This is a genomic window from Thalassospira sp. MIT121401 (genome assembly GCF_047125595.1).
Lineage (GTDB): Bacteria > Pseudomonadota > Alphaproteobacteria > Rhodospirillales > Thalassospiraceae > Thalassospira > Thalassospira povalilytica.
The window spans coordinates 2,686,128-2,711,412 of sequence record NZ_CP138926.1; the positions used below are offsets into that span (position 1 = coordinate 2,686,128).

Below are 25,285 nucleotides of genomic sequence, written 5' to 3' on the forward strand. Positions count from 1 at the left end.
GGGCCGCGGTGACATACCGGCGGCCCTTTGTCGTTTGGCAGTCGATCAGGTCAGGCCTGATCAATCGAGTGATGTGTTGCCAAGCAGGCGCCCGCCAAATCCCGCCTTGATCAGGCGTTCGATAACCTGCTGGGCATGGACGGTATCGCGGACTTCCAAAACCATATCGACGTCGGTCTGTTTTGCCGGCACGTCATAGAAATGACGCTGGTGATAGACTTCGATGATGTTGGCTTCTTCTTCGCCGATCAGCGAACTGATGGTTGCCAGCGCACCCGGCACATCGGGAATTTCAATACGAACGCGGACAAGACGTCCCTGACGGGCCATGCCGCGCATCAGCACCTGGGCAAGAAGGCGGGTATCGATATTGCCGCCGCTGACAATCAGGCAAACTTTCTTGCCCTTGAATTTCTCGGGATGGTCAAGCAGGGCCGCAAGCGGCGCCGCACCGGCACCTTCGACCACGCTTTTTTCGATCTCGATCAGCATCTGGATAGACCGTTCGATACTGCTTTCATCAACCAGTACGACGTCGTCGAGCTTTTCCTTGCAGATTTCCAGCGTCAGGCCACCGGGCTGTTTGACCGCAATGCCTTCGGCAATGGTGACACCGCCGCCGGTATATTCTTCGCCGCGAATGCCCTCATACATGCTGGGATAAAGCTTGGTCTCGACACCGATAATCTCGATATCGGGGCGGCGTGATTTGACTGCCGTTGCCACCCCTGATGCCAGTCCGCCACCGCCAATTGGCACGACGATGGTGTCGATATCGACATTTTCGTTCAGGATTTCGAGCCCGACCGTACCTTGGCCGGCAATGATATGGGCATCGTCAAACGGGTGGACAAAGGTCAGGCCGCGCTCTTTCTGAATGCGTCCGGCAGCCTCAAGGCTTTCGGCGAACACATTCCCGGTCAGGACAACTTCCGCCCCGTGGGATCGCGTATGATGGACCTTGGTAAAGGGCGTGTTTTTGGGCATGACGATGGTAGCCGGAATGCCAAGCCGCTTGGCGTTATAGGCAACGCCCTGGGCATGGTTTCCGGCCGAAACGGCGATAACGCCGTTTTCGCGTTCTTCGGGCGTCAGGCTGGCAAGTTTGACATAGGCGCCACGTTCCTTGAACGAGGCGGTATATTGCTGGTTTTCAAGTTTAAGATAAACTTCTGCCTGGCAAATGCTTGAAAGCGTAAGTGATTTTACCAGTGGTGTTTTGGCGACAATACCATCAAGCAAGCCGGATGCGCGTACAATATCGTGATAGGAAACAGTCATAATTTCCATGCTCCTGCGGCCACCATCGGTGTGATGTGGTGGCAATAATATCATGTGGTGGGTGAAAAACGGTAGTTAACCGGACCTGTCATCCGCAGATGACAGGGATCACATTCGCAGGTCGGAAATCCCCATAATCATGGCCATCGCACCGGCACGAAGCGTCGGACGGGAATGCGATGAAAGGATGTCAGTATATGCAGACATAGCCATGTTCTTTCTGGGTTAAAGATGTGTTTTCAAGCGGCAGCTTTGCGGATAAGTCGCCCAAGGTCAAGTGCCGCAATAGAAAAACCGGGTTGCGTGTACCGCAACCCGGCCAAGTGGAACGCCTAGTTTGGGGATCGGGCGTTATTCCATATTCAGAATGACGGTTTTCTTGTAGGTGAAATGTTCAAGCATGCTTTCAAGCGATGCTTCCTTGCCAAGTCCCGACAACTTGATGCCGCCATAGGACAGGTTCGGCTGAACAACAAGGTTCTGGTTGACCTGAACAAAGCCCGCTTCAAGGCGCTTGGTGGCGACAAGGGCGGTTTTCAGATCCGTGGTCCAGACCGTTGCCGCAAGGCCAAAGTCGCTGTCATTTGCCAGTTCAAGGGCTTCTTCAAAGGTCTTGAATTTGAAGACACAGGCAACCGGGCCAAAGATTTCTTCGCGGGCGATCCGGGCATTCGGGTCAACATTGGTGAAAATTACCGGACGGACAAAAAGGCCGTCGGAAAGTTCGGCGTCCGTGGGAAGGGCGCTGAGCTCGTGCTTGGTTGCACCCTCTTTTTCCCCGATATCGATATAGCCGCATACCTTGTCGAACTGTTTGCGGTTGATGATGGTGCCGATATCGGTTTCTTCATCAAGCGGGTTGCCCATTTTCAGGGTATTAACTTTGTCAATCAGTCGCTTGACGAACTCATCATGAAGTTTTTCATGAACCAGCATGCGTGACGATGCGGTGCAGCTCTGACCCTGACGGGTGAAGCGCATGCCGCCGATTGCACCGGCAACCGCCTTGTCGAGGTCGGCGTCATCCATCACGATCATCGGCGACTTGCCACCAAGTTCAAGGGTGACCGGGATCAGCTTTTCGGCGGCGGCCTTGTAAACCGTGCGACCGGTTTCAACCGATCCGGTGAACGAAACCTTTTTGACATCCTTGTGTTCCACAAGCGGGCCACCGCAAGACGGGCCAAAGCCCGACAGGATGTTCAAAACGCCAGCCGGAAGAATTTCCTGCATGATCTGGCAGACGCGCAGCACGGTAAGCGGCGTGTCTTCGGCGGATTTCACGACAACCGTGTTGCCGGCAACCAGAGCCGGGGCAACCTTGATCGCCATCAGAAGCAGCGGGACGTTCCAGGGAATGATGGCGCCGACCACACCAACGGCTTCGCGGGTGGTCAGGGTCATCATGTTGGGGTTAAAGGGAACGGTTTCACCTTTCAGTTCCGAGGCAAGCCCGCCAAAGAAGACGAACATGTCGGCCAGAACCGATGCTTCGACACGGCTTTCAGTGCGCAGCGCCTTGCCCGATTCAAGGGCGACCAGTCGTCCGAGTTCCTCTGTATGGGCCATCAGGACGCGACCGCATTCGGCAACCAGCTTGCCACGTTCACGGGCAGGGCGTTCTGCCCAGTCTTTCTGCGCCTTCTTGGCAATATCAACTGCAATTGCCACATCGTCAGCATCGCCGTCGGCTGCCTGACCGATAACCTTGCCGGTGGCCGGGTTGATGACGTCAAAGGTCTTGCCGTTTTTGGGGGCAACAAGTTTGCCATCAATCAGGTGGTGGCCGGAGAGTTCCGTCGCCAAAGACATCGGATCAAGGTTCGGTTCGAAAGGCATTTCAGGCTCCCTGTGGGTTGTGTGTGGTTGCGCTTTTTTGCGTGGGGCACACGATATTGGTTATTCGGTATTGGTTTACCAAATTATCGACAGGATGCCGCAATATCAAGATCAATTCGTGTTTACAGGCATGACAGTTTCGCAAAGGGCTGATAACCTTGTCGTGCAAAAAAGGCCAGCCCGGCGGCGGTACGTGTCTGGGCGCCAGCATTTCGCAAACGATGGAGTATTTATGCCACGTCATTTCGATACGACGTTCGATGTTGTTAAGGAACTCAAGCCTTCCTATCCGGTTTATTGTCTCAGACCCAATATTCTTCGAGAAACAGCGCAGCGCTTTGTCGAAATGTTCCCGGGCGACGTCCTTTATGCCGTGAAATGTAATCCGCATCCCGAAGTGATGCGCTATCTCCATGAAGGGGGTGTTCGACATTTCGACACGGCATCGCCAGAAGAAATTTCGCTGGTGCGTCGCCAGTTTCCGGGCATGAAGGCCTATTTCATGCATCCGGTCAAAAGCCGCGATGCCATCCGGAATGCGCACCGTGTGTATGGCATTGATCACTATGTCATCGACACGATCGAAGAACTCGAAAAAATCCGCGAAGAAACCGAAGGCGACAAGAACCTTGTCATTCATGTGCGCCTGGCAACGCCCCCGGCCGGGGCGACCTATAACCTGTCGGCGAAGTTTGGCGCGCGTCCGATGGTCGCAGCAGAGCTTCTTAAGAAGGTTGATGAATACGGATATGAAGCCGGTCTTTGTTTCCATGTCGGGTCGCAATGCACCACGCCGAACGGCTATCGGATCGCGGTTGAACTGATCCGTCAGGTTGTCGATTTCTCCGGTGTTCAGGTCAAACACATCGACGTCGGTGGCGGTTTCCCGGGCCAGTATATGAACCAGCGCGGTGCCAGCCTTGAAGAATTCATGGACGAGATCAAGGATTGCATTCGCTGGCTTGATATGCCCGAAACGACCTTTATGTGCGAACCGGGTCGGGCACTTGTTTCAAGTGGCATTTCCCTGATTACCCAGGTTCACCTGCGCAAGGAAGATACCCTGTTTATCAATGACGGTGTTTATGGAAGCCTGTCGGAAACCGTGACTGGTCAGCTGCGCTATCCGGTGCGGCCCATGCGGATCAATGGTGAATTCATCGAAGATGAAACGCTTGATTTCACCATTTATGGCCCGACCTGCGATAATATGGATGTGTTGCCAGCGGCTGTTTCCCTGCCGGCGGACATCCGTGAAGGGGACTGGATCGAATTTGGCCATATCGGGGCCTATAGCAATGCACTTGCGACCCATTTCAACGGGTTCTTCCCGGAAATGCAGGTCACCGTTGGCGAAGCATTCCCGTTCGTGGATGGCGAATTCCCCTATGTGGCCTGATCGCGCACCGAGTTGCGACGTTTGATTGATTACCGTGCGGGTAAGCAGTTTTTTCTGCTTACCCGTTTTTTTGTCGTGTCGCGCTTGGAAAATATCATTATCGGTAAAAAGGTACTTGTTTACCAATAATGATTGATTGCACTATGTTGCCCGCATTCGGAACCGACAGGTGGCCTGTCGGCCAAAAGACCAATCTTCGGGGAAGCAATACAGTGACCAACAGCCTTTTCATGCGTATCCGTGACCGGTTTCCAAAAGACCTTTCGTCGGTTCTGATCGAAACACCGACCGGCAAGACATACAGCTATGCCGACGCGGATACGGCATCGGCGCGGATTGCCGGTTTGTTGACGTCACTTGGTGCTCGCAAAGGGGATCGGGTGGCTGTTCAGGTTGATAAATCCCCCGAGGCACTTTTTCTGTATCTGGGGTGCATCCGGGCTGGCTTGGTTTACTTGCCGCTAAACACCGCCTACCAGGCCGGGGAACTTTCATATTTCATGGGCAATGCATCACCGGTGGTGTTTGTTTGTCAGCCCCATCGATTGGAAGAAGTCACAGCAATCGCCAAGGAGCAGGGCGTGACCCATGTTCTGACACTTGGCACCAAGGGTGATGGCAGTCTTATGGATGGTGCCGCCGGACAATCCGGGCAGTTCACGCCTGTGGCCTGTGCCGATGATGATCTTGCCGCGATCCTTTATACGTCGGGCACCACAGGAAAACCCAAAGGCGCAATGATGACCCAGATGAACCTGTGGTCCAATGCGGCAACGCTTGAAAAGCTGTGGGGCTTTAACGGGGATGATACCCTTTTGCATGCCTTGCCGATTTTCCACACCCACGGGCTTTTCATCGCCTGTCACTGTGTGATGTTGTCGGGCTCAAAGATGTTCTTCCTGCCGAAATTTGACCGTGACGAGGTCATGGCGCTTTTGCCGCGCAGTACGGTGATGATGGGTGTTCCAACATTCTATGTGCGATTGCTGGCAGAAGATGACTTTGATGCGGATGTTACCGCTAACATGCGTTTGTTTATATCGGGATCAGCCCCGTTGTTGCCAGAAACTTTCACTGCGTTCAAGCAACGCACCGGCAAGGCTTTGCTGGAACGTTATGGCATGACGGAAATGGGGATGGCGACGTCGAACCCGCTGGACGGGGAGCGTATTGTTCATACTGTTGGCCCGGCACTGCCCGATGTTGAAGTCCGTGTCTGTGATGGGGACGGTAACGTTCTGGGAACCGACGAGATCGGCGTTCTTGAAGCGCGCGGACCGAATGTTTTTGCCGGTTACTGGCAGATGCCGGAAAAAACCGCAGAAGAGTTTCGCAAGGACGGCTTTTTCATTACCGGCGATATCGCCAAGATCGACGCCAAGGGCTATGTCCATATTGTCGGACGGGCCAAGGATCTTGTGATTTCTGGCGGCTTTAACGTGTATCCGAAAGAAATCGAAACCCTGATCGATAAAATGGAAGGGGTTGTTGAAAGTGCCGTGATCGGTGTTCAGCATCCCGACTTTGGCGAGGCGGTTGTCGCCATAATCGTTCCGACCCACAAGGACGCCCTGTCAGAGGATGGGGTAATCGGCGCCATCAAATCGCAGCTTGCGAACTTCAAGGTGCCCAAGCGGGTGTTCTTTGTCGAAGAGCTGCCACGCAATGCGATGGGCAAAGTCCAGAAGAATGTCCTGCGCGATGACTATAAGGGCCTGTTTGCCAACTAGTTGCCAACTAGGCCGTTGCACAGCCACGATGTTGAGGCCGCATGAGTGCGGACGTGGCTGGATACTGGCGATCCTGAAATGCGGACAAAGAAAAACCCCGGCAGATGATCTGCCGGGGTTTTTCTCAAGGACGCTACGGTCGTGGCTTAGCGACCGAAAGCAACACGGTGTGCTACATCGTCGATCATGTCGCGGTTCAGACCGATGTCAGCCAGTTCGCGCGTATCAAGTTTACGCAGCGCAACCTGGGTCTGGTACTGAACGCGAAGAGCGCGAAGGAAAGCGAAGATTTTAGTTACGATCATTTCATCACCTATTTCAAACCGGCCGTTTAACACGGCGTCTATTCAGATAACCGGCATGTTCTCACCGAAGGTATTCCGTGAAGGAATAGTTAACTGGTTTGACGTGTCGGTTTGTTTACAATGTATCGAATGATCATCTGCTTGATGGCGCATTTACCAGTCGATACGTCCTATTCATTTGGTGAAGGCAATCTACGTCTGATTGTTGTCTTAATCCAATGCGTTTTTTGCATGGCAGCGGCTTGGAAAGCGCAGAAAGTCACCAAATTGCAATGAATTGGCGATAATACGGTTACATGAGGCTTCTTTTGCAACTTTAATTGCTATGCTAATGGTGCATGGCTAATGAAATTGCGTGACGCGTATCGGTTGATTTTGGCAGTTGCGCGCATTTAACAGGAATTGGGATGTATTTGGGGTCGCAATCAGCCGGAAAAGACCGTAACTTGCGCGACCAAATGCACGAACAGGAGAACTGACCATGAGCATCAATCGGCCGCGTTTGAATTTTACGCAGGCAATCGACGCATATTTGCAATATGCGCCGCGATTGCCGCAAGTGCAGGCTGATGCTGTTCCGGCAAAAACCGACTATGTCGAAAATCTTCTGGCGATTGCCGATCAGTTTGAACTGATTGTGTTTGACGCGTTTGGCGTTCTCAATAGCGGCCCGACGGCCATTCCCGGTGCTGTAAAAACCATCGCCACGCTTCAGGAAGCGGGCAAGAAGATTGCCGTTGTCACCAACGATGCGTCCAGTTCGGCAGAGGCCATCCTTGCCCGCCATCGCAAGCGCGGGTTTGATTTTGACAACAGCAACCTGATCAGCAGCCAGCAATTCATTGCACCACTGATGCATGAACATGCCGACATTACCCATTGGGGCGCAATGGCCCCGGCGGACTGGCCGTTTCATGTCTTGCCTGACACTGTCGAGCCGCTTGGCGCGGACCGCGCACTCTATGACCGCGTTGATGGTTTTCTGTTGATTGATTCGGAAAACTGGTCAGATCAGCAGCAGGAAATGCTGGAACAAAGCCTTGCGGCCAATCCGCGGCCAATTTTGGTCGGTAATCCGGATATCTGTGCGCCAATGGGGGACTTCCTGTCCGTGGAATCGGGCTATTTTGCCCATCTGGCGGCGGATGCATGCGGGGTGATTCCCCAATGTGTCGGCAAACCGTATCATCACGTGTTTGAAGAAGTTCTGCGCCGCCACCCGGATGTCAGCCGTGATCGCGTCCTGATGGTTGGCGATACGGTGCATACGGATGTCCTGGGCGGTCTTGCATCGGGGATCAAGACGCTTCTGGTGCATCAGGGGGGATTCCTTGATGGTCAGGATATCGAAAGTGTCTTTGCCAAATCCGGTCTGCGGCCGCATTTCTGCGCGCGTGCAATCGGTCATGGTATCGCCGATCCGGTCAGCGAAGCGGCCTGTTGTGCCTGATCTTCTGGCTTTATGATCCCGGGAAATGCAAAAGGGCCTCGGTTGAGGCCCTTTTTTGTGTTCTGGATCGGGGTTGCGTGCCGTGGTTTATCCTTCAAGCGCCTCGGCGACTTCAATGGCGCTATAGGTCAAAACCCCGGATGCGCCCGCACGTTTGAAGCATGAAAGCGTTTCAATCGCGCAGCCGATATAATCCAGCCAGCCATTCTGGCCCGCAGCCCGCAACATCGCATATTCCCCCGATACCTGATAGGCAAAGACCGGTACGCCAAATTCCTGACGCACGCGATAGAGAACATCGAGATACGGAAGACCCGGTTTGACGATGACCGAGTCTGCACCTTCTTCGAGGTCATAGGCAACTTCACGCATCGCTTCGTCGCTATTGGCAGGGTCAAGCTGATAGGTTTTCTTATCTGCCTTGCCCAACGCGCTTGCGGAACCGATGGCGTCACGGAACGGTCCATAGAAAGAGGACGCGTATTTCGCGGAATAGGCCATGATCTGAACGTTCTTGAGACTTTCGCCTTCAAGGGTTTTGCGGATCGCACCAATGCGGCCATCCATCATGTCGGATGGCGCGACAACGTCACAACCTGCCTGGGCCTGGACAAGAGCCTGACGGACCAATGCTTCGGTGGTTTCGTCGTTCAAAATCTGACCATCGACGACGATCCCGTCCTGACCATCGGAATTGAACGGATCAAGGGCAACATCGGTGATGATGCCGATATTGGGGCAGGCATCCTTGATCGCCTTGGTCGCACGGCAGACGACATTGTCGGGGTTATAGGCTTCGCGCGCGTCCTTGGTTTTAAGGTTCGCTTCGATATAGGGGAACAGTGCCAGGGCAGGGATACCGAGTTTTTCTGCATGTTTGGCGGTTTCGACCAATACATCGACAGACTGGCGTTCAACGCCGGGCATGGATGGGATCGGGGTTCGCTGGTTGGTGCCATCAATCACAAAGACCGGCAAAATCAGATCATGTGCGGTCAAGCGGCTTTCCGCGACCATGCGACGGGACCAATCGGACATGCGGTTACGACGCTGCCGGGTGCTGGGAAATGTGCCATAGGCGAATTTGTTGGCCATGATCTGTACTCTGTTCTGTGAGGCGGGGCGAACCTTGGATCCTGCCCGAGGAGTGGACAGGCCAATTTATGGGACAGATTTCATGCGCAATCAACCATTGCTGGCGAATTGCAGCCGTGCACGCATGGTCAGAAGGTAAACCGGGATAATCAGGGCAAGGAAGCTGGCGGTGATGGCAAATGCTGTGACAAGGCCGGCCACCTGGCCGATTGCGCCAATAATCGGCGGTCCTGCCATGATTGCCGAATAACCGGTGGCCGCGATGATCGACACCACCGCACCGCCACCTTTGCCCGTGGCCTTTGATGCTGCCGACAGCAAAAGCGGAAGAATAACCGCAAGCCCGGTGCCGGCAATGCCGCACCCGATCCAGGCCACGATATAATGCGGTGACAGGGCGATGATAAAGGTGCCAAGGGATGCCAGAACAGAACTTGTCAAAAGAACCGGTGCACGGCCGAATTTCATCACCAACGCATCACCCGACAGCCGGGTTGCAGCCATTGCGCAGGAATAAATGGCAAAGCCGACAGCGGCCATGGTCGCACCCGATGACAGTTCGCTATTCATAAAGACTGTCGCCCAATCGGTAATGACGCCTTCGCCGAATTGCCCGATAAAGGCACAAACACCGAACGGAAGCAGCATCAGGAACATCGGGCGGTCCTTTTGCGCGCCGGATGTTCCCGCATTGCCGGTAGCAGCATGGTCTGCCGTTTCCTGATTGTCCTGCAAGATGGCGATTGCATCCCGGTCGGGCAAAAGTTTGGTTTGGGCAATGATATGGGCGATCAGAAAGACCGAAAGAATGACGGGCAGGTGGTAGCTGTTGTCAAAGGGCAGGGCGAACCATGCCGCGGCAATCCCGGCACCGGCAAAGCCGCCAAGGCTCCAACAGCCATGAAGTCCTGACATGATGCTGCGTCCTTTGACCCGTTCGACATTCAGGCCATTGGCATTCATTGCCACATCAAGAAACGCACCGGAAAATCCAAGGGCAAACATCGCAACAGAGATGCTGACATAGGATTGCATGAAAACTGGAATGCCAACCGCGATGAAATAGGCCAGCCCGGAATAGCGCACGACCAGCTCGCTTCCGATGCGATCGGAAAGGCGGCCGGCGATCGGCATCACGGCAAGCACCCCAATGGCAGCAGCCAGCAGAATACCACCCAGTTCGTCATGACCAAGGCCAAGCCGTTCCTGCACCAGGGGGATATGCGGCACCCAGCTTGAAAAGGCAGCGCCATGCAAAAAGAAGATGGTGCGTACCCGGTTATGGGGCTGGGAATAATTTTGCATCTTTGGTGGCTCCGGTCACTGGGCGTTTGGGCAATCAGGCCTGAACAACGTTCATTCCGCGCTTGGCATAGTTTTTGAGATATCCGGCCGAAAGTTTGCGACCTGTTACAAGGTGGGATATCGCATCAATATCACACACCCGGAATGGCAGGCTGGTTTCAAGTTTGTCGGCGGTGGTGACAGCGATGATTTCGGCTGATTGGCTGATCATTGCGGCCTTTGATGTGCGTTCATCGGGGTGGCTGGTGGACAGTCCCGACTCAGGATGCAGGGCACAGGTCCCGAGCAATGCCAGATCTGCATTATATTTGCGGATTTCATCAATTGTGGTCGGTCCACAGACGACCATGTCATTTTTCAGAAGCGTACCGCCCAGCATGATAACCCGGGCGTTCGGGTGGGCGGCCAGCTCGACGGCAATCATCGGGTTGACGGTAATAACCGTACCACGAAAGGACGGTTTGAGGTGCCGTGCCACTTCGCAAATGGTGGTGCCGCTGTCAAAAAAGACCACGGCGTCATCCGGGATCAAATCGCGGGCTGTTTTCTGGGCAATGGCCGTGCGTTCAGGCTGAAGATCGCGTGCGCGTTCTTCATAGGTTTCGCTCGGCTTGTTGGGAAGCACCGCGCCACCATGGATGCGGCGCAGCTGTCCTTCGTCTTCAAGCTGGCGCAAATCGCGGCGGATGGTATCAAGGGATGCATGAAACAGGGCGGCCAGGTCATGAATATGAACTGTTCCCATGTTTCGCAGCAGTTTCAGGATTTCATCCTGACGGGTGATGACGCTCGACATTGCGGTGCCTGTTTTGCATGTTGTGCATGTTTTGCCGATTTCATCTAGGCCTGTTTGCGAATTTGGTCAATGAAAAACCGGTCGAACGTTGGTTCGACCGGTTGCAGATGACGTCGCAAAGTTTTGCAAGATCAGGCTTTATCAAGGGCCTGTGTCAGATCGGCCAGAATATCGTCAATATGTTCAATGCCGATGGACAGCCGGACATAACCGTCAGTCACGCCCGATGACAGACGATCCTGTTCCGACAGCTGGCTGTGAGTCGTCGTAGCCGGATGGATGGCAAGTGATCGCGTATCGCCGATATTGGCGACGTGATAGAACAGCTCAAGCGCGTTGATGAATTTCTCACCGGCGTCTTTGCCACCCGCCAGTTCAAAGCCCATCAGTGACCCGTACCCACCTTTGAGATAGCTGTCTGCACGACGGCGGCTTTCACCGTCCTGTTTGCTGGGATGGATGACCTCGGTGACTTTGGGGTGTGATGCCAGGAAGTCGGCAACCTTGTTGGCATTCTCGCAATGACGTTCCATGCGCAGCGGCAGTGTTTCCATGCCCTGGATGGTCTGGAATGAATTGAACGGGGATGCAGCGGCACCGATGTCACGCAACAGCGTGCAGCGCAATTTGATCGCATAGGCAACCGGGCCAATCGGTTTGACAGCCTGCGTCCAGACCGCACCGTGATAGCTGGGATCAGGTTCGTTCAAAAGCGGGAAGCGTTTGGAATGTTTTTCCCAGTCAAATTTGCCGGAATCGACCACAACACCACCAACCGACGTGCCGTGACCAGCAATGAATTTGGTGGTCGAATACATCACGATGCTTGCACCATGTTCGATCGGTTTGCAGATGACCGGGGCGGCCGTGTTGTCGACAATCAGCGGAATGCCAAGCGCGTCACCGATGGTGGCAACTTCGCGGATCGGGAAGACCTGCAATTTCGGGTTCGGCAGGGTTTCTGCATAAAAGGCACGGGTCTTGTCATCAGCGAGTTTGCGGAAGCTTTCCGGGTCAGCCGGATCTGCAAAGCGCACTTCGATGCCCATTTGCTTGAATGTATTGGCAAACAGGTTCCAGGTCCCGCCATACAAATCTGTCGAGCTGACAATATTGTCGCCGGCCTGTGCGATATTCAGCACGGCAAAAGTCGATGCCGCCTGACCCGAACCAAGTGCAACCGCAGCAGCGCCGCCTTCAAGGGCGGCAATGCGCTGTTCAAGCACATCATTGGTCGGGTTCATCAGGCGCGTATAGATATTGCCAAGTTCCTTAAGCGCGAAAAGGTCGGCGGCATGCTGGGTGTCGCGGAACTGATAACTGGTGGTCTGATACAGCGGAACCGCAACAGACCCGGTGGTTGGGTCGGCGCGATAGCCTGCATGAAGAACAATGGTTTCCGGTTTCGTGGACGACATGATGTGTTTCCCTGATTTATTGTTGTTCCTGACGCGGAGAAGGTAAGCCGACAGCACCATCATCAGCAAGAAACATTTGGTGAAAACGACTACGTGAATGCACGTAAACGGTGTGATTTTTTAATATTGTGATAATTCGGTACTGTTATACCGAATGAATTGACAAGAGGGTGTTTTCACGTTTACGTAAAGGGAAAACAGATAAACTTCAGAGGCGGCGATCCAATGGAATTCAACCTGTCTGACGATCAGCAGGCATTTGCCCAGGCTGCGCGTGATTTTGCCCAGAACGAAATGGCACCTCATGCGGGTGAATGGGACGCAAAGCACATTTTCCCCGAAGAAACCCTGCGCAAGGCGGCAGAGCTTGGCTTTGCCGCGATCTATACGCGTGAAGAGTTCGGCGGAACTGGGCTTGGCCGTCTGGATGCGGCTGTCATCTTTGAAGAACTTGCGGCGGCATGCCCGTCTACTGCGGCTTATATCTCGATCCATAATATGGCGTGCTGGATGATCGATAGTTTCGGATCGGACGCGCAGCGCAAAACATATCTGCCCAAACTTGTGTCGATGGAACATTTCGCAAGTTACTGCCTGACGGAGCCGGGCGCGGGGTCAGATGCCGGATCGCTTCGGACCCGCGCGGTGCGTGATGGCGATCATTATGTCCTTAATGGTGAAAAGGCGTTCATTTCCGGCGGATCACGCAGCGATATATATGTTGTGATGGCGCGTAGCGGCGATGACGGCCCGAATGGCATTTCGACATTTATCATTCCCAAGGACACTGACGGGCTTTCATTTGGCAAGCTTGAAGAAAAAATGGGCTGGAACAGTCAGCCGACATCCGCCGTTATCTTCAGCAATTGCAAGGTGCCGGTCGAAAACCGTCTGGGCGAAGAGGGCGAAGGTTTCAAATTTGCCATGAAGGGGCTGGATGGCGGGCGGTTGAATATTGCGGCCTGTTCGATTGGCGGCGCCCGTGCTGCAATGGAACATGCCCGCGATCACATGAAAGTCCGCAAGCAGTTTGGCAAGAGCCTTGATCAGTTTCAGGCGTTGCAATTCAAGTTCGCCGATATGGTAACCGAGCTCGAAGCAGCGCGCCTTATGCTGCATAAGGGGGCGTGGAAGCTTGATCACAAGACCGATGATGCAACGCAGTTCTGTGCCATGGCAAAACGTTTTGCCACCGATATCGGGTTCGAGGTCTGTAACCAGGCGCTGCAATTGCATGGCGGGTATGGCTATATTCGCGAATATCCGATCGAACGGCTGTTGCGCGACCTTCGTGTTCACCAGATCCTTGAAGGAACCAACGAAATCATGCGGCTGATCATTTCCCGCGCCGCTTTGAAAGACTAGGCCATGAATAACACGTCTGATACCCAAACCACTGTTGCCGACGCGTCCGTGCTTTTTTCCCAACAAGGTGCAATCGGGCAGATCGTTCTTAATCGCCCGCGCGCGCTTAATGCGCTTGATCTTGTGATGGTCGATATGATGATGGGGCAACTCAAATCATGGGAAACCGATCCGTCGATCAAGGCTGTTGTGATTGAAGGTGCCGGTGAAAAGGCCTTTTGTGCCGGCGGCGATATTCGCGGTCTTTATGATGCGCGCAAGACTGATGACGAAGATCTGCTTGATGCCTTTTACCGGCGCGAATATCACCTTAATCATTACATCGCCAGTTATCCCAAACCCTATGTCGCCTTGATGGACGGTATCACGATGGGCGGCGGGGTCGGTGTTTCGATACACGGCATGTTCAGGGTGGCGACAGAGCGGACCCTGTTTGCAATGCCTGAAACCGGAATCGGGTTTTTCCCCGATGTCGGGGGGGGCTATTTCCTGCCACGATGCCCGGGGCAGATCGGCATGTATCTCGGCCTGACCGGTGCGCGGATAAAGGCCGCGGACTGTCTTTATACTGGTCTTGCAACTCACGGCGTTGCAACCGACAAGCTTGACAGTCTTAAAGCCGATCTTGCGGCGGCGTCCTATGAGGGTGATGCAAAGGCGGTGGTTGCAGATATTCTCAAGCGCTATGAAACGGCTTTTGGTGATGCGCCGCTTACGACCATTCGCGATGATATTGATCGGACGTTTGCCGGTGACAGCGTTGTTGCAATCTTCGAGGCGCTTGAACGTGAAGAAACCGCGTTTGGCAAGGAGACCCTAGATATTCTGGCGGCAAAGTCACCGACGGCACTGTGCGTCAGCTTTGACCAGATCCGTCAGGGGCGTGAGATGACGCTGGCTTCGGTTCTGAATATGGAATACCGCATGTCACAACGAATGGTGCGCAAGCCCGACCTGTTTGAAGGAGTGCGGGCCGTGATCGTTGATAAGGATCATGCCCCGAAATGGCAGCATGGCGATATAGGTCAGGTCGATCCGCGTGAAATTGCCGAGTATTTCGAGCCGCTTCCGGCGGAAAAGGAACTTAATCTTTAAAATGATCCGGGCCATTCTATGGTCCTGAAAAATCAAAACAAAAGTCCCGAGCGGGATGTCAGAGGAGACTTCAAATGGCGACTATCGGTTTTATCGGTCTTGGCAATATGGGCGGCCCGATGGCGGCAAACCTTGTCAAGGCAGGGCACGACGTCAAAGTATTCGATCTGTCTGCAGATGCGGTGGCCAAGGCAGTTGATGGCGGTGCGGGCAAGGCCGCAACCGTGGCCGAAGCAGCAAGCAATGTTGAATTTGTTGTAACCGTTCTTCCGGCCGGTAAGCATGTTCTTTCGGTATATGACGGCCCGGACGGTGTGATTGCCAATGCCAAGGCCGGTACTGTTCTGATTGACAGTTCCACGATCGAGGTCGATGCCGCGCGCAAGGCATCTGAGCTTGCCCGTGCGGCGGGCCTTGGCGCGGTGGATGCACCGATTTCCGGCGGAACCGCAGGGGCCGCAGCCGGGACCCTGACCTTCATGGTTGGTGGTTCGGATGCGGATTTTGCCCGCGCAAAGCCGATCCTCGAAGGAATGGGCAGCAACATTATCCATGCAGGTGACAGTGGTGCCGGGCAGGCGGCAAAGATCTGCAACAACATGGTACTGGGTGTCAGCATGATTGCTGTTTCCGAGGCCTTCATGCTGGCCAAGCGTCTTGGCCTTGATGCCCAGAAGCTTTTTGATATCTCGTCAAAGGCATCTGGGCAGTGCTGGTCGCTGACCAGCTATTGTCCGGTTCCGGGGCCGGTGCCGACATCCCCGGCAAACCGCGATTATCAAGCGGGATTTGCAGTTGATATGATGCTTAAGGACCTGAAATTGGCCCAGCAGGCCTCGGCGGCATCGGGGGCGACCACGCCGATGGGGGCGCTGGCTGAAAGCCTTTATGCGCTTTATTCCAATAGCGGCCATGGGGGCATGGATTTCTCGGCCATTGTAAAAATGCTGGACGGGGAAAAGTGATCTCGTTCTCAGATGCTATGTCAAAGCGGGTCCGGATTTCCGGGCCCGTTTTTGTTATCTATTGCGTTGTCCGAGAATGGGCGCACAATAGGGGGCGGTTACATTCCCAAGGATCATCAGCATTACAATGACCACGCGACACAATACGTCAAACGAGATTTACTTTGAACTTCGTCAGGTGGGAACCTATCTGCGTTGTACGGCGATTGATGGCAAAACCGGGGTGGAGGTAACCGTTGCGGGACCTGTGAGTCGGAATCCTGAACAGTTGAAAAGGGTCGCCGCACAAAAACTTGAATACGTCCTGAAAAAGGGATAATGTATACAATATAAAGAGCGGGTGGCTTATCGGATCAGTGTTTTATTCCAATATCAATTCCTGATTTGGTGATTTTCACTAAAATCTCAAAGCCGCTTGCAGCCTTTGAACACATGTGTCTAAGGTTCACGCTCTAATCGCGCTTTCGGAAGTAAGAACCACAAACAGAATGGTCGGCTCCGAAGGCTAAAACCGGGTCATACCCGATAACAATAAGACGGAGGCTTCGCGGGTTTGCAAGGGGGCAATGGGGAGACTATGTCTCATCCAATCAATACATATATATGTGGCTTGATGCCTTCTGCCGAGCTGGCGAGGACCTTGTTTGTCTGTGCCAAATCTAAGGTTGTGCAATGGATTGGGCTTATTTCCTACAACAATTGATCAACGGTCTGACGCTGGGAGCCATTTATGGTTTGATCGCCATCGGTTACACGATGGTCTACGGCATCATCGGCATGATCAACTTTGCGCACGGCGAGATTTATATGCTCGGTGCGTTTCATTCCCTGATTACCTTCCTGATCTGTCAGGCGGCAGGGATCAGCGGCATTCTTCCGCTCACACTTCTTTTGATGCTGTTCGTTTCAATGGTTCTGACCTCGATTTACGGTTGGGGCGTGGAACGTGTGGCATATCGGCCCTTGCGCGGATCCTTCCGATTGGCAGCCCTGATTTCTGCCATCGGTATGTCGATCTTCCTGCAGAACTTTGTTCAGATTTCGCAGGGCGCGCGCGTTAAGCCGATGCAGCCGCTTGTTGAGGGCGGCATTACCCTTATGGAAAGCGCGAATTTCGACGTCCAGCTCAGCTACATGCAGATCGTGATCATCGTTCTGACCTTCGTGCTGATGGTTGTCTTCTCGCTGCTGATCGCGAAAACCTCGCTTGGCCGTGCACAGCGCGCTTGTGAACAGGACCGCACCATGGCGGGCCTTCTGGGCGTGAATGTGGACCGCACGATTTCGACCACCTTTGTCATGGGGGCCGCACTGGCATCTGTCGCCGGGATGATGGTGACCCTGTATTACGGTGTGATCGACTTCTATATCGGCTTCCTGGCCGGTGTGAAGGCCTTCACCGCCGCCGTTCTTGGCGGTATCGGGTCGCTGCCCGGCGCCATGCTTGGTGGGTTGCTGATTGGTCTGATCGAAGCATTCTGGTCGGGGTATCTCACGATTGAATACAAGGACGTTGCAACGTTCGGTATTCTGGTTCTTGTGCTGATCTTCCGCCCGTGGGGTCTGCTTGGCAAGCCGGAGGTTGAGAAAGTCTGATGTCATCTGCATTTGCATCAACTCGTACCAACGGCTCGGAAGTTGTTAAGGAACTCGCGTTCTTTGCAGTTGTCGCGCTGCTGATGTCGGTCATGATCCTTGGTGTTGAAACGGTTGACCGTCCGACCGGTCTGGAACTGGCCGTTCGCTGGGATCTTGTTCTGATTGCCATCGGATCAACCGTGGTCGGGCGTTTTGCCCTTATCATGCGCCGCGAAGGCATGTCCCGAATTGTCCAGGCATTGCTGATTACGGTGACTGCGGTTGCCGTATTCGAAATGTTTGTCCGTTTCCGTGACATGGATGATCGCTGGGCATCGCCGGTGGTTCTGGACATGGCATTTGGCAGTGTGCTTAGCACCGTTGTCGCCATTGCCTTTGTCGCCATCGTTTTTGCCATCGCCTATTTCTCGATGAAGGAAAAAGGCGCGGTCGAAGTCGATGAAAGCGCAAAGCTGTCGTCCAAGATCCAGCTGGTTTATCGCTCAAACACCAAAAAGATCGGTTTGGTGGGGATTATCTTCTTCATCATCTTCCCGTTCCTGTTCGGGGAAAACCGTTCCGCGATCGACCTTGCGACCCTCGTGATGATTTACATCATGCTGGGGTGGGGGCTTAATATCGTGGTTGGCTTGGCTGGTCTTCTTGATCTTGGTTATGTGGCATTTTATGCAGTGGGGGCCTATTCCTATGCATTGCTGTCACAGAACTTCGATCTGAGCTTCTGGCTCTGCCTGCCGCTTGCCGGGATCTTTGCTGCCAGCTTTGGCATCATTCTCGGCTTCCCGGTTCTGCGTTTGCGTGGTGACTATCTGGCCATCGTGACGCTGGGCTTTGGTGAAATCATCCGTGTTGTTCTGATCAACTGGTATGATCTGACCGGCGGCCCGGATGGCATTTCATCAATCGAACGTCCGAGCTTCTTTGGCCTTGCCGATTTCTCCCGCCGTGTACCTGAGGGCTCCGTTGCCTTTAGCGACCTGTTCGGGATGGACTATTCGTCCATGCATCGCCTGATCTTCCTGTACTACCTGATCCTTGCACTGGCACTTGTGACCAACTTTGTCACCATGCGCCTGCGCAAACTGCCGATCGGTCGTGCGTGGGAAGCGCTGCGTGAAGACGAAATCGCGTGCCGTTCGCTTGGCATCAACCCGACCAACACCAAACTTTCGGCTTTTGCGATTGGTGCAATGTTCGGTGGATTTGCCGGGGCCTTCTTTGCCACCCGTCAGGGCTTTATCAGCCCGGAAAGCTTCACCTTCCTTGAATCTGCCGTGATTCTTGCGATCGTGGTTCTGGGCGGCATGGGCAGTCAGATCGGTGTGGTTCTGGCCGCCATCGTGATGATCGGTTTCCCGGAAATGTTCCGTGAACTTGCCGAATACCGCATGCTGATCTTTGGTGCCGGTATTGTTGCCATCATGTTGTGGCGTCCGCGCGGTCTGTTGTCCTTCCGTGACCCGACCATTCTGCTCAATATGAGCCAGAAAGAAAAAGTTGCCGGAGAGTTGAAATGACCGACAACAAACTGCTCGAAGTCGAACACCTGACCATGCGCTTTGGCGGTCTGGTCGCGATTGATGATCTGTCTTTCACGGCTAATAAAAGTGAAATCACAGCAATCATCGGCCCGAACGGTGCAGGCAAAACCACGGTGTTTAACTGCCTGACCGGGTTCTATGTCCCGACCGAGGGGCGTTTGACCCTGCATGCCAATGATGGCCCCCGTTTGCTGGAGCGGACCGAAGGGTTCCGTATTCCGCGCAATAACGGTGTTGCACGTACATTCCAGAACATTCGCCTGTTTACCGGGATGACGGTTCTGGAAAACCTGATCGTTGCGCAGCATAACCGACTGATGGAAGCATCTGCATTTTCCATTGCCGGGCTGTTCAACCTTGGCCGCTATGCAAAGGCGGAAAAGGAAGCGATCGAAAAGGCGAAGTTCTGGCTGAACAAGGTTGGTCTGTATGATCAGGCCGACTGGAATGCCGGTAACCTGCCATATGGTTCACAGCGTCGTCTGGAAATCGCACGTGCAATGTGTACTGATCCGTCACTTCTTTGCCTGGATGAGCCGGCAGCGGGCCTTAACCCGCGTGAGTCGGCGGAACTGAACATCCTGTTGCAAAGCATCCGTGATGATCAGGGCGTTGGTTGCCTTCTGATCGAACATGACATGAGCGTCGTGATGCAGATTTCCGACCATGTGATCGTTCTTGATTACGGACGAAAGATTGCCGATGGCAATCCCGATGCCGTCAAGAATGATCCGGCCGTTATCCGCGCCTATCTTGGCGAAGAAGAGGATGACGAGCTTCCGCCGGAAGTTGCCGCCGACCTTAATGTTGATCCGAATGCGCACTGAGGGAGTTCATCGATATGTCCATGCTTAAAATCGAAGGTGTTCATACCTTCTATGGCAATATCGAAGCCCTCAAGGGCATTGATATGGAAGTCAACGAAGGTGAAATCGTTACCCTTATCGGCGCCAATGGTGCCGGTAAGACCACGTTGCTGATGACTTGCTGCGGGTCGCCGCAGGCAAGCAAAGGCCGGATTTTGTTCGAAGGTCAGGATATCAGTCGCATGCCGATGCATGAGATCTGCAATCTTGGCATTCAGCAATCGCCGGAAGGTCGTCGCATCTTCCCGCGTATGTCGGTTTATGAAAACCTTCAGATGGGGGCAATTACCCAGGACCCGAAACATTTCGATTCGGATCTTGAAATGGTGTTTGATCTGTTCCCGCGCCTGAAGGAACGCATCAGCCAGCGTGCAGGGACCATGTCCGGTGGCGAGCAGCAGATGCTTGCGATCGGCCGTGCCCTTATGGGGCGTCCGCGTCTTTTGCTGCTGGATGAGCCGTCACTTGGTCTGGCACCGCTTGTGGTGAAGCAGATTTTCGAGACCGTTGAAAAGATTAACCGCGAAAACAAGGTAACTGTCTTCCTTGTCGAGCAGAACGCATTCCATGCTCTCAAGCTCGCTCATCGCGGTTATGTGATGGTCAATGGCAATATTACGCTCTCGGGGACGGGTGCGGAACTTCTGGCAAATCCGGAAGTTCGTGCAGCCTATCTCGAAGGCGGCCACTAAGGAGGTCTGATATGGAATCCATTACGGGGACCAGCATTGGTGTCACCATTGGCATGACCATCATTCTGATGGGCTTCTGTGCCTTTATGACCGGACAGGCCATCGCCAATACCTGGCGGCCGTCATACCAGCTTTTGCCGTATGCGCTGTTGCTCGGTCTTGTTGATCGTTTCATGGTCTATGCGCTGTTCGAAGGCGAACTTCTTTCGCTTTCAGGCTATATTTTTGACACGGTAATCTTGTTTGCAATCATGCTGGGGGCCTTCCGGCTGACCCAGGTGAACAAGATGCTGTCGCAATATCCGTGGCTTTATGAACGCGTTGGTCCGTTTGCATATCGTGCCCGCGAAGGGGCGGATGTGCGCTGATTTTTGTGGTGGCGTTTTGCGCCACCACACCATTGCTAAATAATTGGCAATACACCAGTTTGTACTATTGCACACCAATTCAGGGGTGTTAAAGTACTAGGGAGCTGAAACCGGTAATCGGCGAAGAATATGAGCCGGTTTCGGGTCCGAAAAGATGGTTCTGTCATGGTGATGGAACCAACCTTTGGAACAGGGAGACTTCTCTAATGTCGAAAACCAAGCTCGGCCTTCTTGCCACTGCTTCCGCGCTTGTTCTTTCAATGGGTGCTGCCAAGGCTGACATCGTGATCGCGACCGTTGGTCCGATGACCGGTCCTTATGCGGCGTTCGGCGAACAGATGACCAAGGGCGCAGAGAAAGCGGTTGCTGACCTCAACGCTGCTGGCGGTGTGAATGGCGAAAAAGTCGTTCTCGAGATCGGCGATGACGCTTGCGATCCGAAACAGGCAGTTGCAGTTGCCAACCAGCTCGTCAGCAAAAACGTTGCTCTCGTTGCTGGTCACTTCTGCTCGGGTTCCTCGATCCCGGCATCGGAAGTGTATTTCGAAGAAGGCATCGTTCAGATTTCCCCGGCTTCGACCAACCCGCAGCTGACCGAGCGTGACATGGACAATGTGTTCCGTGTTTGCGGTCGTGATGACCAGCAGGGTGAAGTCGCAGGTAAATACCTGGCGGAAAACTATGGCGACAAGAAAATCGCCATCGTTCACGACAAACAGGCTTATTCCAAAGGTCTGGCTGACGAGACCAAGAAAAACCTGAATGCTGCCGGCGTTACCGAAGCCATGTACGAAGCAATCACCCCGGCTGAGAAAGATTACTCGGCACTGGTGACCAAGCTGAAATCAGAAGGCATCGACGTTCTGTATTATGGTGGTTACCACACCGAGCTTGGCCTGATCGTTCGTCAGATGCGCGCTCAGGGTATGGATACCCTTGCCATTTCGGGTGATGCTCTGAACTCGCTCGAATACTGGTCGATCACTGGCGACGCTGGTAAAGGCACGCTGTTCACCGCTGGTCCGGCTCTTGAAAAAGATCCGCGCAACGCTGAACTCGTCAAATACTTCGAAGGTCAGGGTTACAAGCCGGAAGGTTACACCCTTTACACCTATGGTGCGATCCAGGCTTGGGCACAGGCAGTTGCCAAAGCCGGCACCACTGATTCCGAAGCTGTTATCGAAGCTCTGCACAGCGGTGCAACCTTCGACACCGTTCTTGGTTCGATCTCGTTCGACGCCAAGGGTGATGTTGCGGCTCCGGGTTACGTATTCTACGAGTGGGACAACGGTTCCTACGACTACGCAAACTAATCAAATCATCCGATTTGGAAAAAGCCCGGCACATGCCGGGCTTTTTTTATGACCGGACATAAGAAAACGCCGTTCCTTTTCGGGAACGGCGTTTTCTTGTCAGCAAGACTGCCGGTATTTCTGGGCAGTCTGAAAGGTTACTTCGCCTTGCGACCAAGGCCGATCTTTTTGGCAAACTGCGAACGCTGTTTGGCGTAGTTCGGTGCGACCATCGGGTAGTCGGCCGGCAGGCCCCATTTCGCACGGTATTCTTCCGGCGTCAGGTTGTAGGTCGTGCGCAGGTGGCGTTTGAGCATCTTGAGCTTTTTGCCGTCTTCAAGGCAGATGATGTAGTCATCGCCAATCGATTTACGCACAGGAACAGCGGGTTTGAGCGGTTCTTGTTCAGGTTCTTTTTCAACTTCACGAATGTCGTCAAGCGAAGAAAAGACAGTAGAAATCAGTTCAGGAATCTGCGCAGCAGCAAGTGCATTGTTGCTGACATATGCAGAAACAATATCAACGGTCATCTGCAAGAGTTCGTCGCGGTCAAGCACGCTGTTCTCAGTTTCGGCCATGATTGAAGTAACCCTTCATTTGAAAATTCACATTAAAACTAATGCACTATTCCAAACAGATAGTCAAACAACAGAAAATAACAAGGGTCATTTATCTGATGTTATCATCAGACAAGTATATAGGGGTGCGTATAAGGTTATCGTAATTAGTACTTTTACGCGCATAGTTATGCAGTGAGGGCAGATATTTTGACCAATTGGTTAATATTGTCTTCGTGATTAAATCTCTAATTATTTGCCGGGACAGTAAAGGGACGCTACTTTGTGGTGTTTCTGGATTTTGCTTAATACTATTGCGTGTCAAATCCCGGGGCCGGGCAGGTGACAATATATATGCGTCCATCAATGCGCATATCTGGGTTTCGCAAAACTTGCCATTCTGGCCGAGCTCTGCGTTGGCAGGGGCACCGCTATATGCTACAAGGCGCTCAATTTTACTCTTTGACTTTTGAATAAAGGCGCGCAGATGACCGTCAAAACCCTTGCCATTGCGTCCGACCATGGCGGCGTTGAACTGAAATCAGCCATCATCGAACTTCTGAAAGACCGTGGTGTCGAGGTTTCCGATCTTGGTACCAATGGTTCTGCATCGGTGGATTATCCGGACTTTGCACAGGCCGTTGCCAAATCGATCATCGACGGTTCAGCCGAGGCCGGCATTCTGGTTTGCGGTTCGGGTATTGGCATGAGCATCGCGGCCAACCGGTTCCCGCAGGTCCGTGCCGCCCTTGTTCATGACCGTCTTTCGGCCGAGCTTTGCCGCCAGCATAATAACGCAAATGTTCTGTGCCTTGGCGCACGCCTGCTTGGCGAAGCGACGGCACTTGATTGTGTTGATGCATTCATTTCGACCGAATTCGAAGGCGGTCGTCATGAAGGCCGTATTGCAAAGATGTCCTGAGCAAACATATTTCACCGCCATCTGGCATTAACCAGACCGGGCAGGGTGCGTTTGATTGTTGCCCGTCCTGTGACCTTGCCCTGTAACCTTGCATCGAAAGAGGCCCCAGCATGTCGTTCAAAGGCTTTTTCTCTACCAGCTTGTCCGACGCCGATCCGGCATTGTTCAAATCCGTCACCGACGAACTTGCCCGTCAGCAGAACCAGATCGAAATGATCGCTTCGGAAAACATCGTTTCCAAAGCCGTTATCGAAGCACAGGGTACTGTCCTGACCAACAAATACGCCGAAGGTTACCCGTCGCGTCGTTATTATGGCGGTTGCGAATATGTTGACGTTGCCGAGGCCCTGGCGATCGAACGCGCCAAGGAAATCTTTGGCTGTGAGTATGTCAACGTTCAGCCGCATTCCGGTGCACAGGCAAACGGTGCGGTCATGCTGGCACTTTGCAAGCCGGGCGATACCATTCTGGGCATGTCGCTGGATGCCGGTGGTCACCTGACGCATGGTGCACGTCCGGCACTGTCGGGCAAATGGTTCAATGCGATCCAGTATGGCGTGCGTGAAGACGACCTGACCCTTGATTACGATCAGGTTGAAGCATTGGCCGTTGAACACAAGCCGACCCTGATCATTGCAGGTGGTTCTGCCATTCCGCGCCAGATCGATTTCAAGCGGTTCCGCGAAATCGCTGATAAGGTTGGCGCGCTTCTGATGGTTGATATGGCGCACTTTGCCGGTCTGGTTGCCGGTGGCGTTCATCCGAGCCCGCTTCCCTATGCTGACGTGGTGACCACCACCACGCATAAAACCCTTCGTGGTCCGCGTGGCGGCATGATCCTGTCGAACAATCTCGACATTGGTAAAAAGATCAATTCTGCGGTCTTCCCGGGCTTGCAGGGTGGTCCGCTGATGCATGTGATTGCAGCCAAGGCGGTTGCCTTTGGCGAAGCACTGCGTCCGGAATTCAAGGCATACGCCCAGCAGGTCGTCGACAATGCCAAGGCACTGGCCGAAGTACTGGTCAAGCGCGGCTTTGACATCGTGACCGGTGGCACCGATACGCATCTGATGCTGGTTGACCTGCGTCCCAAGGGTCTTAAGGGCAACACCGCAGAAGTCGCACTTGAGCGTGCGGGCATCACCTGCAACAAGAACGGCATTCCGTTCGATACCGAAAAGCCGACCGTTACTTCGGGTATTCGTCTTGGTACGCCGGCTGGTACGACCCGTGGCTTTGGTGTTGAAGAATTCAAACAGATCGGCGAGCTGATCGGTGATGTTCTTGATGCCATGGTTGACAACCCGGAAGGCAATTCCGAGGTCGAAGCCGCTGTTCGTGCGAAGGTCGAAGACCTTTGCAAACGCTTCCCGATCTATTCCTGATCGCAAGAGCCGAGTATAGA

The 25,285-nt window shown here is 53.7% G+C and carries 23 protein-coding genes; 15 read left to right on the top strand and 8 right to left on the bottom strand.

Annotation, left to right across the window (positions count from 1 at the left end):
• Window positions 1-60 precede the first annotated feature (60 nt).
• Together SIB88_RS12335 and SIB88_RS12340 are read right to left on the bottom strand one after the other, a co-directional pair.
• On the bottom strand, window positions 61-1,281 hold the full coding sequence (locus SIB88_RS12335; RefSeq protein WP_114113345.1) for a threonine ammonia-lyase: 1,221 nt from the start codon (window positions 1,279-1,281) through the stop codon (window positions 61-63).
• A gap of 351 nt (window positions 1,282-1,632) precedes the next feature.
• Window positions 1,633-3,120, bottom strand: coding sequence for an aldehyde dehydrogenase family protein (locus tag SIB88_RS12340; protein WP_412558174.1), 1,488 nt, complete (start codon window positions 3,118-3,120; stop codon window positions 1,633-1,635).
• 232 nt (window positions 3,121-3,352) lie between these two features.
• Here SIB88_RS12340 and SIB88_RS12345 point away from each other — a divergent pair, with 232 nt between their 5' ends.
• On the top strand, window positions 3,353-4,519 hold the full coding sequence (locus tag SIB88_RS12345) for a type III PLP-dependent enzyme (protein WP_068519001.1): 1,167 nt from the start codon (window positions 3,353-3,355) through the stop codon (window positions 4,517-4,519).
• Window positions 4,520-4,731: 212 nt separating this feature from the next.
• Window positions 4,732-6,249, top strand: coding sequence for a malonate--CoA ligase (locus tag SIB88_RS12350; protein ID WP_412558175.1), 1,518 nt, complete (start codon window positions 4,732-4,734; stop codon window positions 6,247-6,249).
• A gap of 146 nt (window positions 6,250-6,395) precedes the next feature.
• On the opposite strand, the gene SIB88_RS12355 is transcribed toward SIB88_RS12350, so the two are convergent.
• Window positions 6,396-6,554, bottom strand: a complete 159-nt coding sequence (locus SIB88_RS12355; RefSeq protein WP_082817820.1) for a DUF1127 domain-containing protein — start codon at window positions 6,552-6,554, stop codon at window positions 6,396-6,398.
• A 481-nt stretch (window positions 6,555-7,035) separates the two neighbouring features.
• Here SIB88_RS12355 and SIB88_RS12360 point away from each other — a divergent pair, with 481 nt between their 5' ends.
• Window positions 7,036-8,004 carry an HAD-IIA family hydrolase gene (locus SIB88_RS12360; RefSeq protein ID WP_412558176.1) on the top strand — a complete coding sequence of 323 codons (969 nt, stop codon included), beginning with the start codon at window positions 7,036-7,038 and terminating at the stop codon, window positions 8,002-8,004.
• Between the two features lie 87 nt (window positions 8,005-8,091).
• On the opposite strand, the gene hemB is transcribed toward SIB88_RS12360, so the two are convergent.
• The 4 genes from hemB to SIB88_RS12380 all read right to left on the bottom strand — a co-directional run bounded on the left by hemB (window position 8,092) and on the right by SIB88_RS12380 (window position 12,618).
• Complete coding sequence (gene hemB, locus SIB88_RS12365) at window positions 8,092-9,099, bottom strand: porphobilinogen synthase (RefSeq protein ID WP_068519004.1); 1,008 nt, start codon at window positions 9,097-9,099, stop codon at window positions 8,092-8,094.
• A gap of 90 nt (window positions 9,100-9,189) precedes the next feature.
• The gene (locus SIB88_RS12370; RefSeq protein ID WP_250283639.1) at window positions 9,190-10,404 is read right to left on the bottom strand and encodes an MFS transporter; all 1,215 of its coding nucleotides are present in this window, start codon (window positions 10,402-10,404) and stop codon (window positions 9,190-9,192) included.
• Window positions 10,405-10,438: 34 nt separating this feature from the next.
• On the bottom strand, window positions 10,439-11,200 hold the full coding sequence (locus SIB88_RS12375) for a DeoR/GlpR family DNA-binding transcription regulator (protein ID WP_412558177.1): 762 nt from the start codon (window positions 11,198-11,200) through the stop codon (window positions 10,439-10,441).
• A 131-nt stretch (window positions 11,201-11,331) separates the two neighbouring features.
• Window positions 11,332-12,618, bottom strand: a complete 1,287-nt coding sequence (locus tag SIB88_RS12380) for an O-acetylhomoserine aminocarboxypropyltransferase/cysteine synthase family protein (protein ID WP_412558178.1) — start codon at window positions 12,616-12,618, stop codon at window positions 11,332-11,334.
• A gap of 225 nt (window positions 12,619-12,843) precedes the next feature.
• On the opposite strand from SIB88_RS12380, the gene SIB88_RS12385 reads away from it, so the two are divergent.
• The 10 genes from SIB88_RS12385 to SIB88_RS12430 all read left to right on the top strand — a co-directional run bounded on the left by SIB88_RS12385 (window position 12,844) and on the right by SIB88_RS12430 (window position 22,422).
• Window positions 12,844-13,983, top strand: coding sequence for an acyl-CoA dehydrogenase family protein (locus SIB88_RS12385; RefSeq protein ID WP_412558179.1), 1,140 nt, complete (start codon window positions 12,844-12,846; stop codon window positions 13,981-13,983).
• Window positions 13,984-13,986: 3 nt separating this feature from the next.
• On the top strand, window positions 13,987-15,078 hold the full coding sequence (locus SIB88_RS12390; protein ID WP_412558180.1) for an enoyl-CoA hydratase/isomerase family protein: 1,092 nt from the start codon (window positions 13,987-13,989) through the stop codon (window positions 15,076-15,078).
• A 74-nt stretch (window positions 15,079-15,152) separates the two neighbouring features.
• Complete coding sequence (gene mmsB, locus SIB88_RS12395; protein ID WP_068519010.1) at window positions 15,153-16,043, top strand: 3-hydroxyisobutyrate dehydrogenase; 891 nt, start codon at window positions 15,153-15,155, stop codon at window positions 16,041-16,043.
• 127 nt (window positions 16,044-16,170) lie between these two features.
• Window positions 16,171-16,362 (top strand): DUF6898 family protein, encoded by a 192-nt coding sequence (locus SIB88_RS12400; protein WP_101246281.1) that lies wholly within the window; start codon window positions 16,171-16,173, stop codon window positions 16,360-16,362.
• A gap of 353 nt (window positions 16,363-16,715) precedes the next feature.
• Entirely contained in the window at window positions 16,716-17,639 is a 924-nt protein-coding gene (locus SIB88_RS12405) for an ABC transporter permease subunit (protein WP_068519011.1), read from the top strand.
• Window positions 17,639-19,159 (top strand): high-affinity branched-chain amino acid ABC transporter permease LivM, encoded by a 1,521-nt coding sequence (livM, locus tag SIB88_RS12410; protein WP_170310166.1) that lies wholly within the window; start codon window positions 17,639-17,641, stop codon window positions 19,157-19,159. Before SIB88_RS12405 ends, livM begins: the two co-directional genes overlap by 1 nt.
• Window positions 19,156-20,010, top strand: a complete 855-nt coding sequence (locus tag SIB88_RS12415) for an ABC transporter ATP-binding protein (protein WP_068519013.1) — start codon at window positions 19,156-19,158, stop codon at window positions 20,008-20,010. The genes livM and SIB88_RS12415 overlap by 4 nt, the downstream gene beginning before the upstream one ends.
• Window positions 20,011-20,030: 20 nt before the next feature.
• The gene (locus tag SIB88_RS12420; protein ID WP_068519204.1) at window positions 20,031-20,741 is read left to right on the top strand and encodes an ABC transporter ATP-binding protein; all 711 of its coding nucleotides are present in this window, start codon (window positions 20,031-20,033) and stop codon (window positions 20,739-20,741) included.
• An 11-nt stretch (window positions 20,742-20,752) separates the two neighbouring features.
• Window positions 20,753-21,109, top strand: a complete 357-nt coding sequence (locus SIB88_RS12425; RefSeq protein ID WP_068519014.1) for a DUF6867 family protein — start codon at window positions 20,753-20,755, stop codon at window positions 21,107-21,109.
• 206 nt (window positions 21,110-21,315) lie between these two features.
• The gene (locus tag SIB88_RS12430) at window positions 21,316-22,422 is read left to right on the top strand and encodes a branched-chain amino acid ABC transporter substrate-binding protein (RefSeq protein WP_068519015.1); all 1,107 of its coding nucleotides are present in this window, start codon (window positions 21,316-21,318) and stop codon (window positions 22,420-22,422) included.
• A gap of 137 nt (window positions 22,423-22,559) precedes the next feature.
• On the opposite strand, the gene SIB88_RS12435 is transcribed toward SIB88_RS12430, so the two are convergent.
• Complete coding sequence (locus SIB88_RS12435; protein ID WP_068519016.1) at window positions 22,560-22,979, bottom strand: MucR family transcriptional regulator; 420 nt, start codon at window positions 22,977-22,979, stop codon at window positions 22,560-22,562.
• Window positions 22,980-23,445: 466 nt separating this feature from the next.
• On the opposite strand from SIB88_RS12435, the gene rpiB reads away from it, so the two are divergent.
• Window positions 23,446-23,880: a ribose 5-phosphate isomerase B gene (gene rpiB / locus SIB88_RS12440; protein ID WP_101246278.1), complete on the top strand. Its 435-nt coding sequence runs from the start codon at window positions 23,446-23,448 to the stop codon at window positions 23,878-23,880.
• Window positions 23,881-23,990: 110 nt separating this feature from the next.
• On the top strand, window positions 23,991-25,265 hold the full coding sequence (glyA, locus tag SIB88_RS12445; RefSeq protein ID WP_068519018.1) for a serine hydroxymethyltransferase: 1,275 nt from the start codon (window positions 23,991-23,993) through the stop codon (window positions 25,263-25,265).
• Window positions 25,266-25,285: the final 20 nt, after the last annotated feature.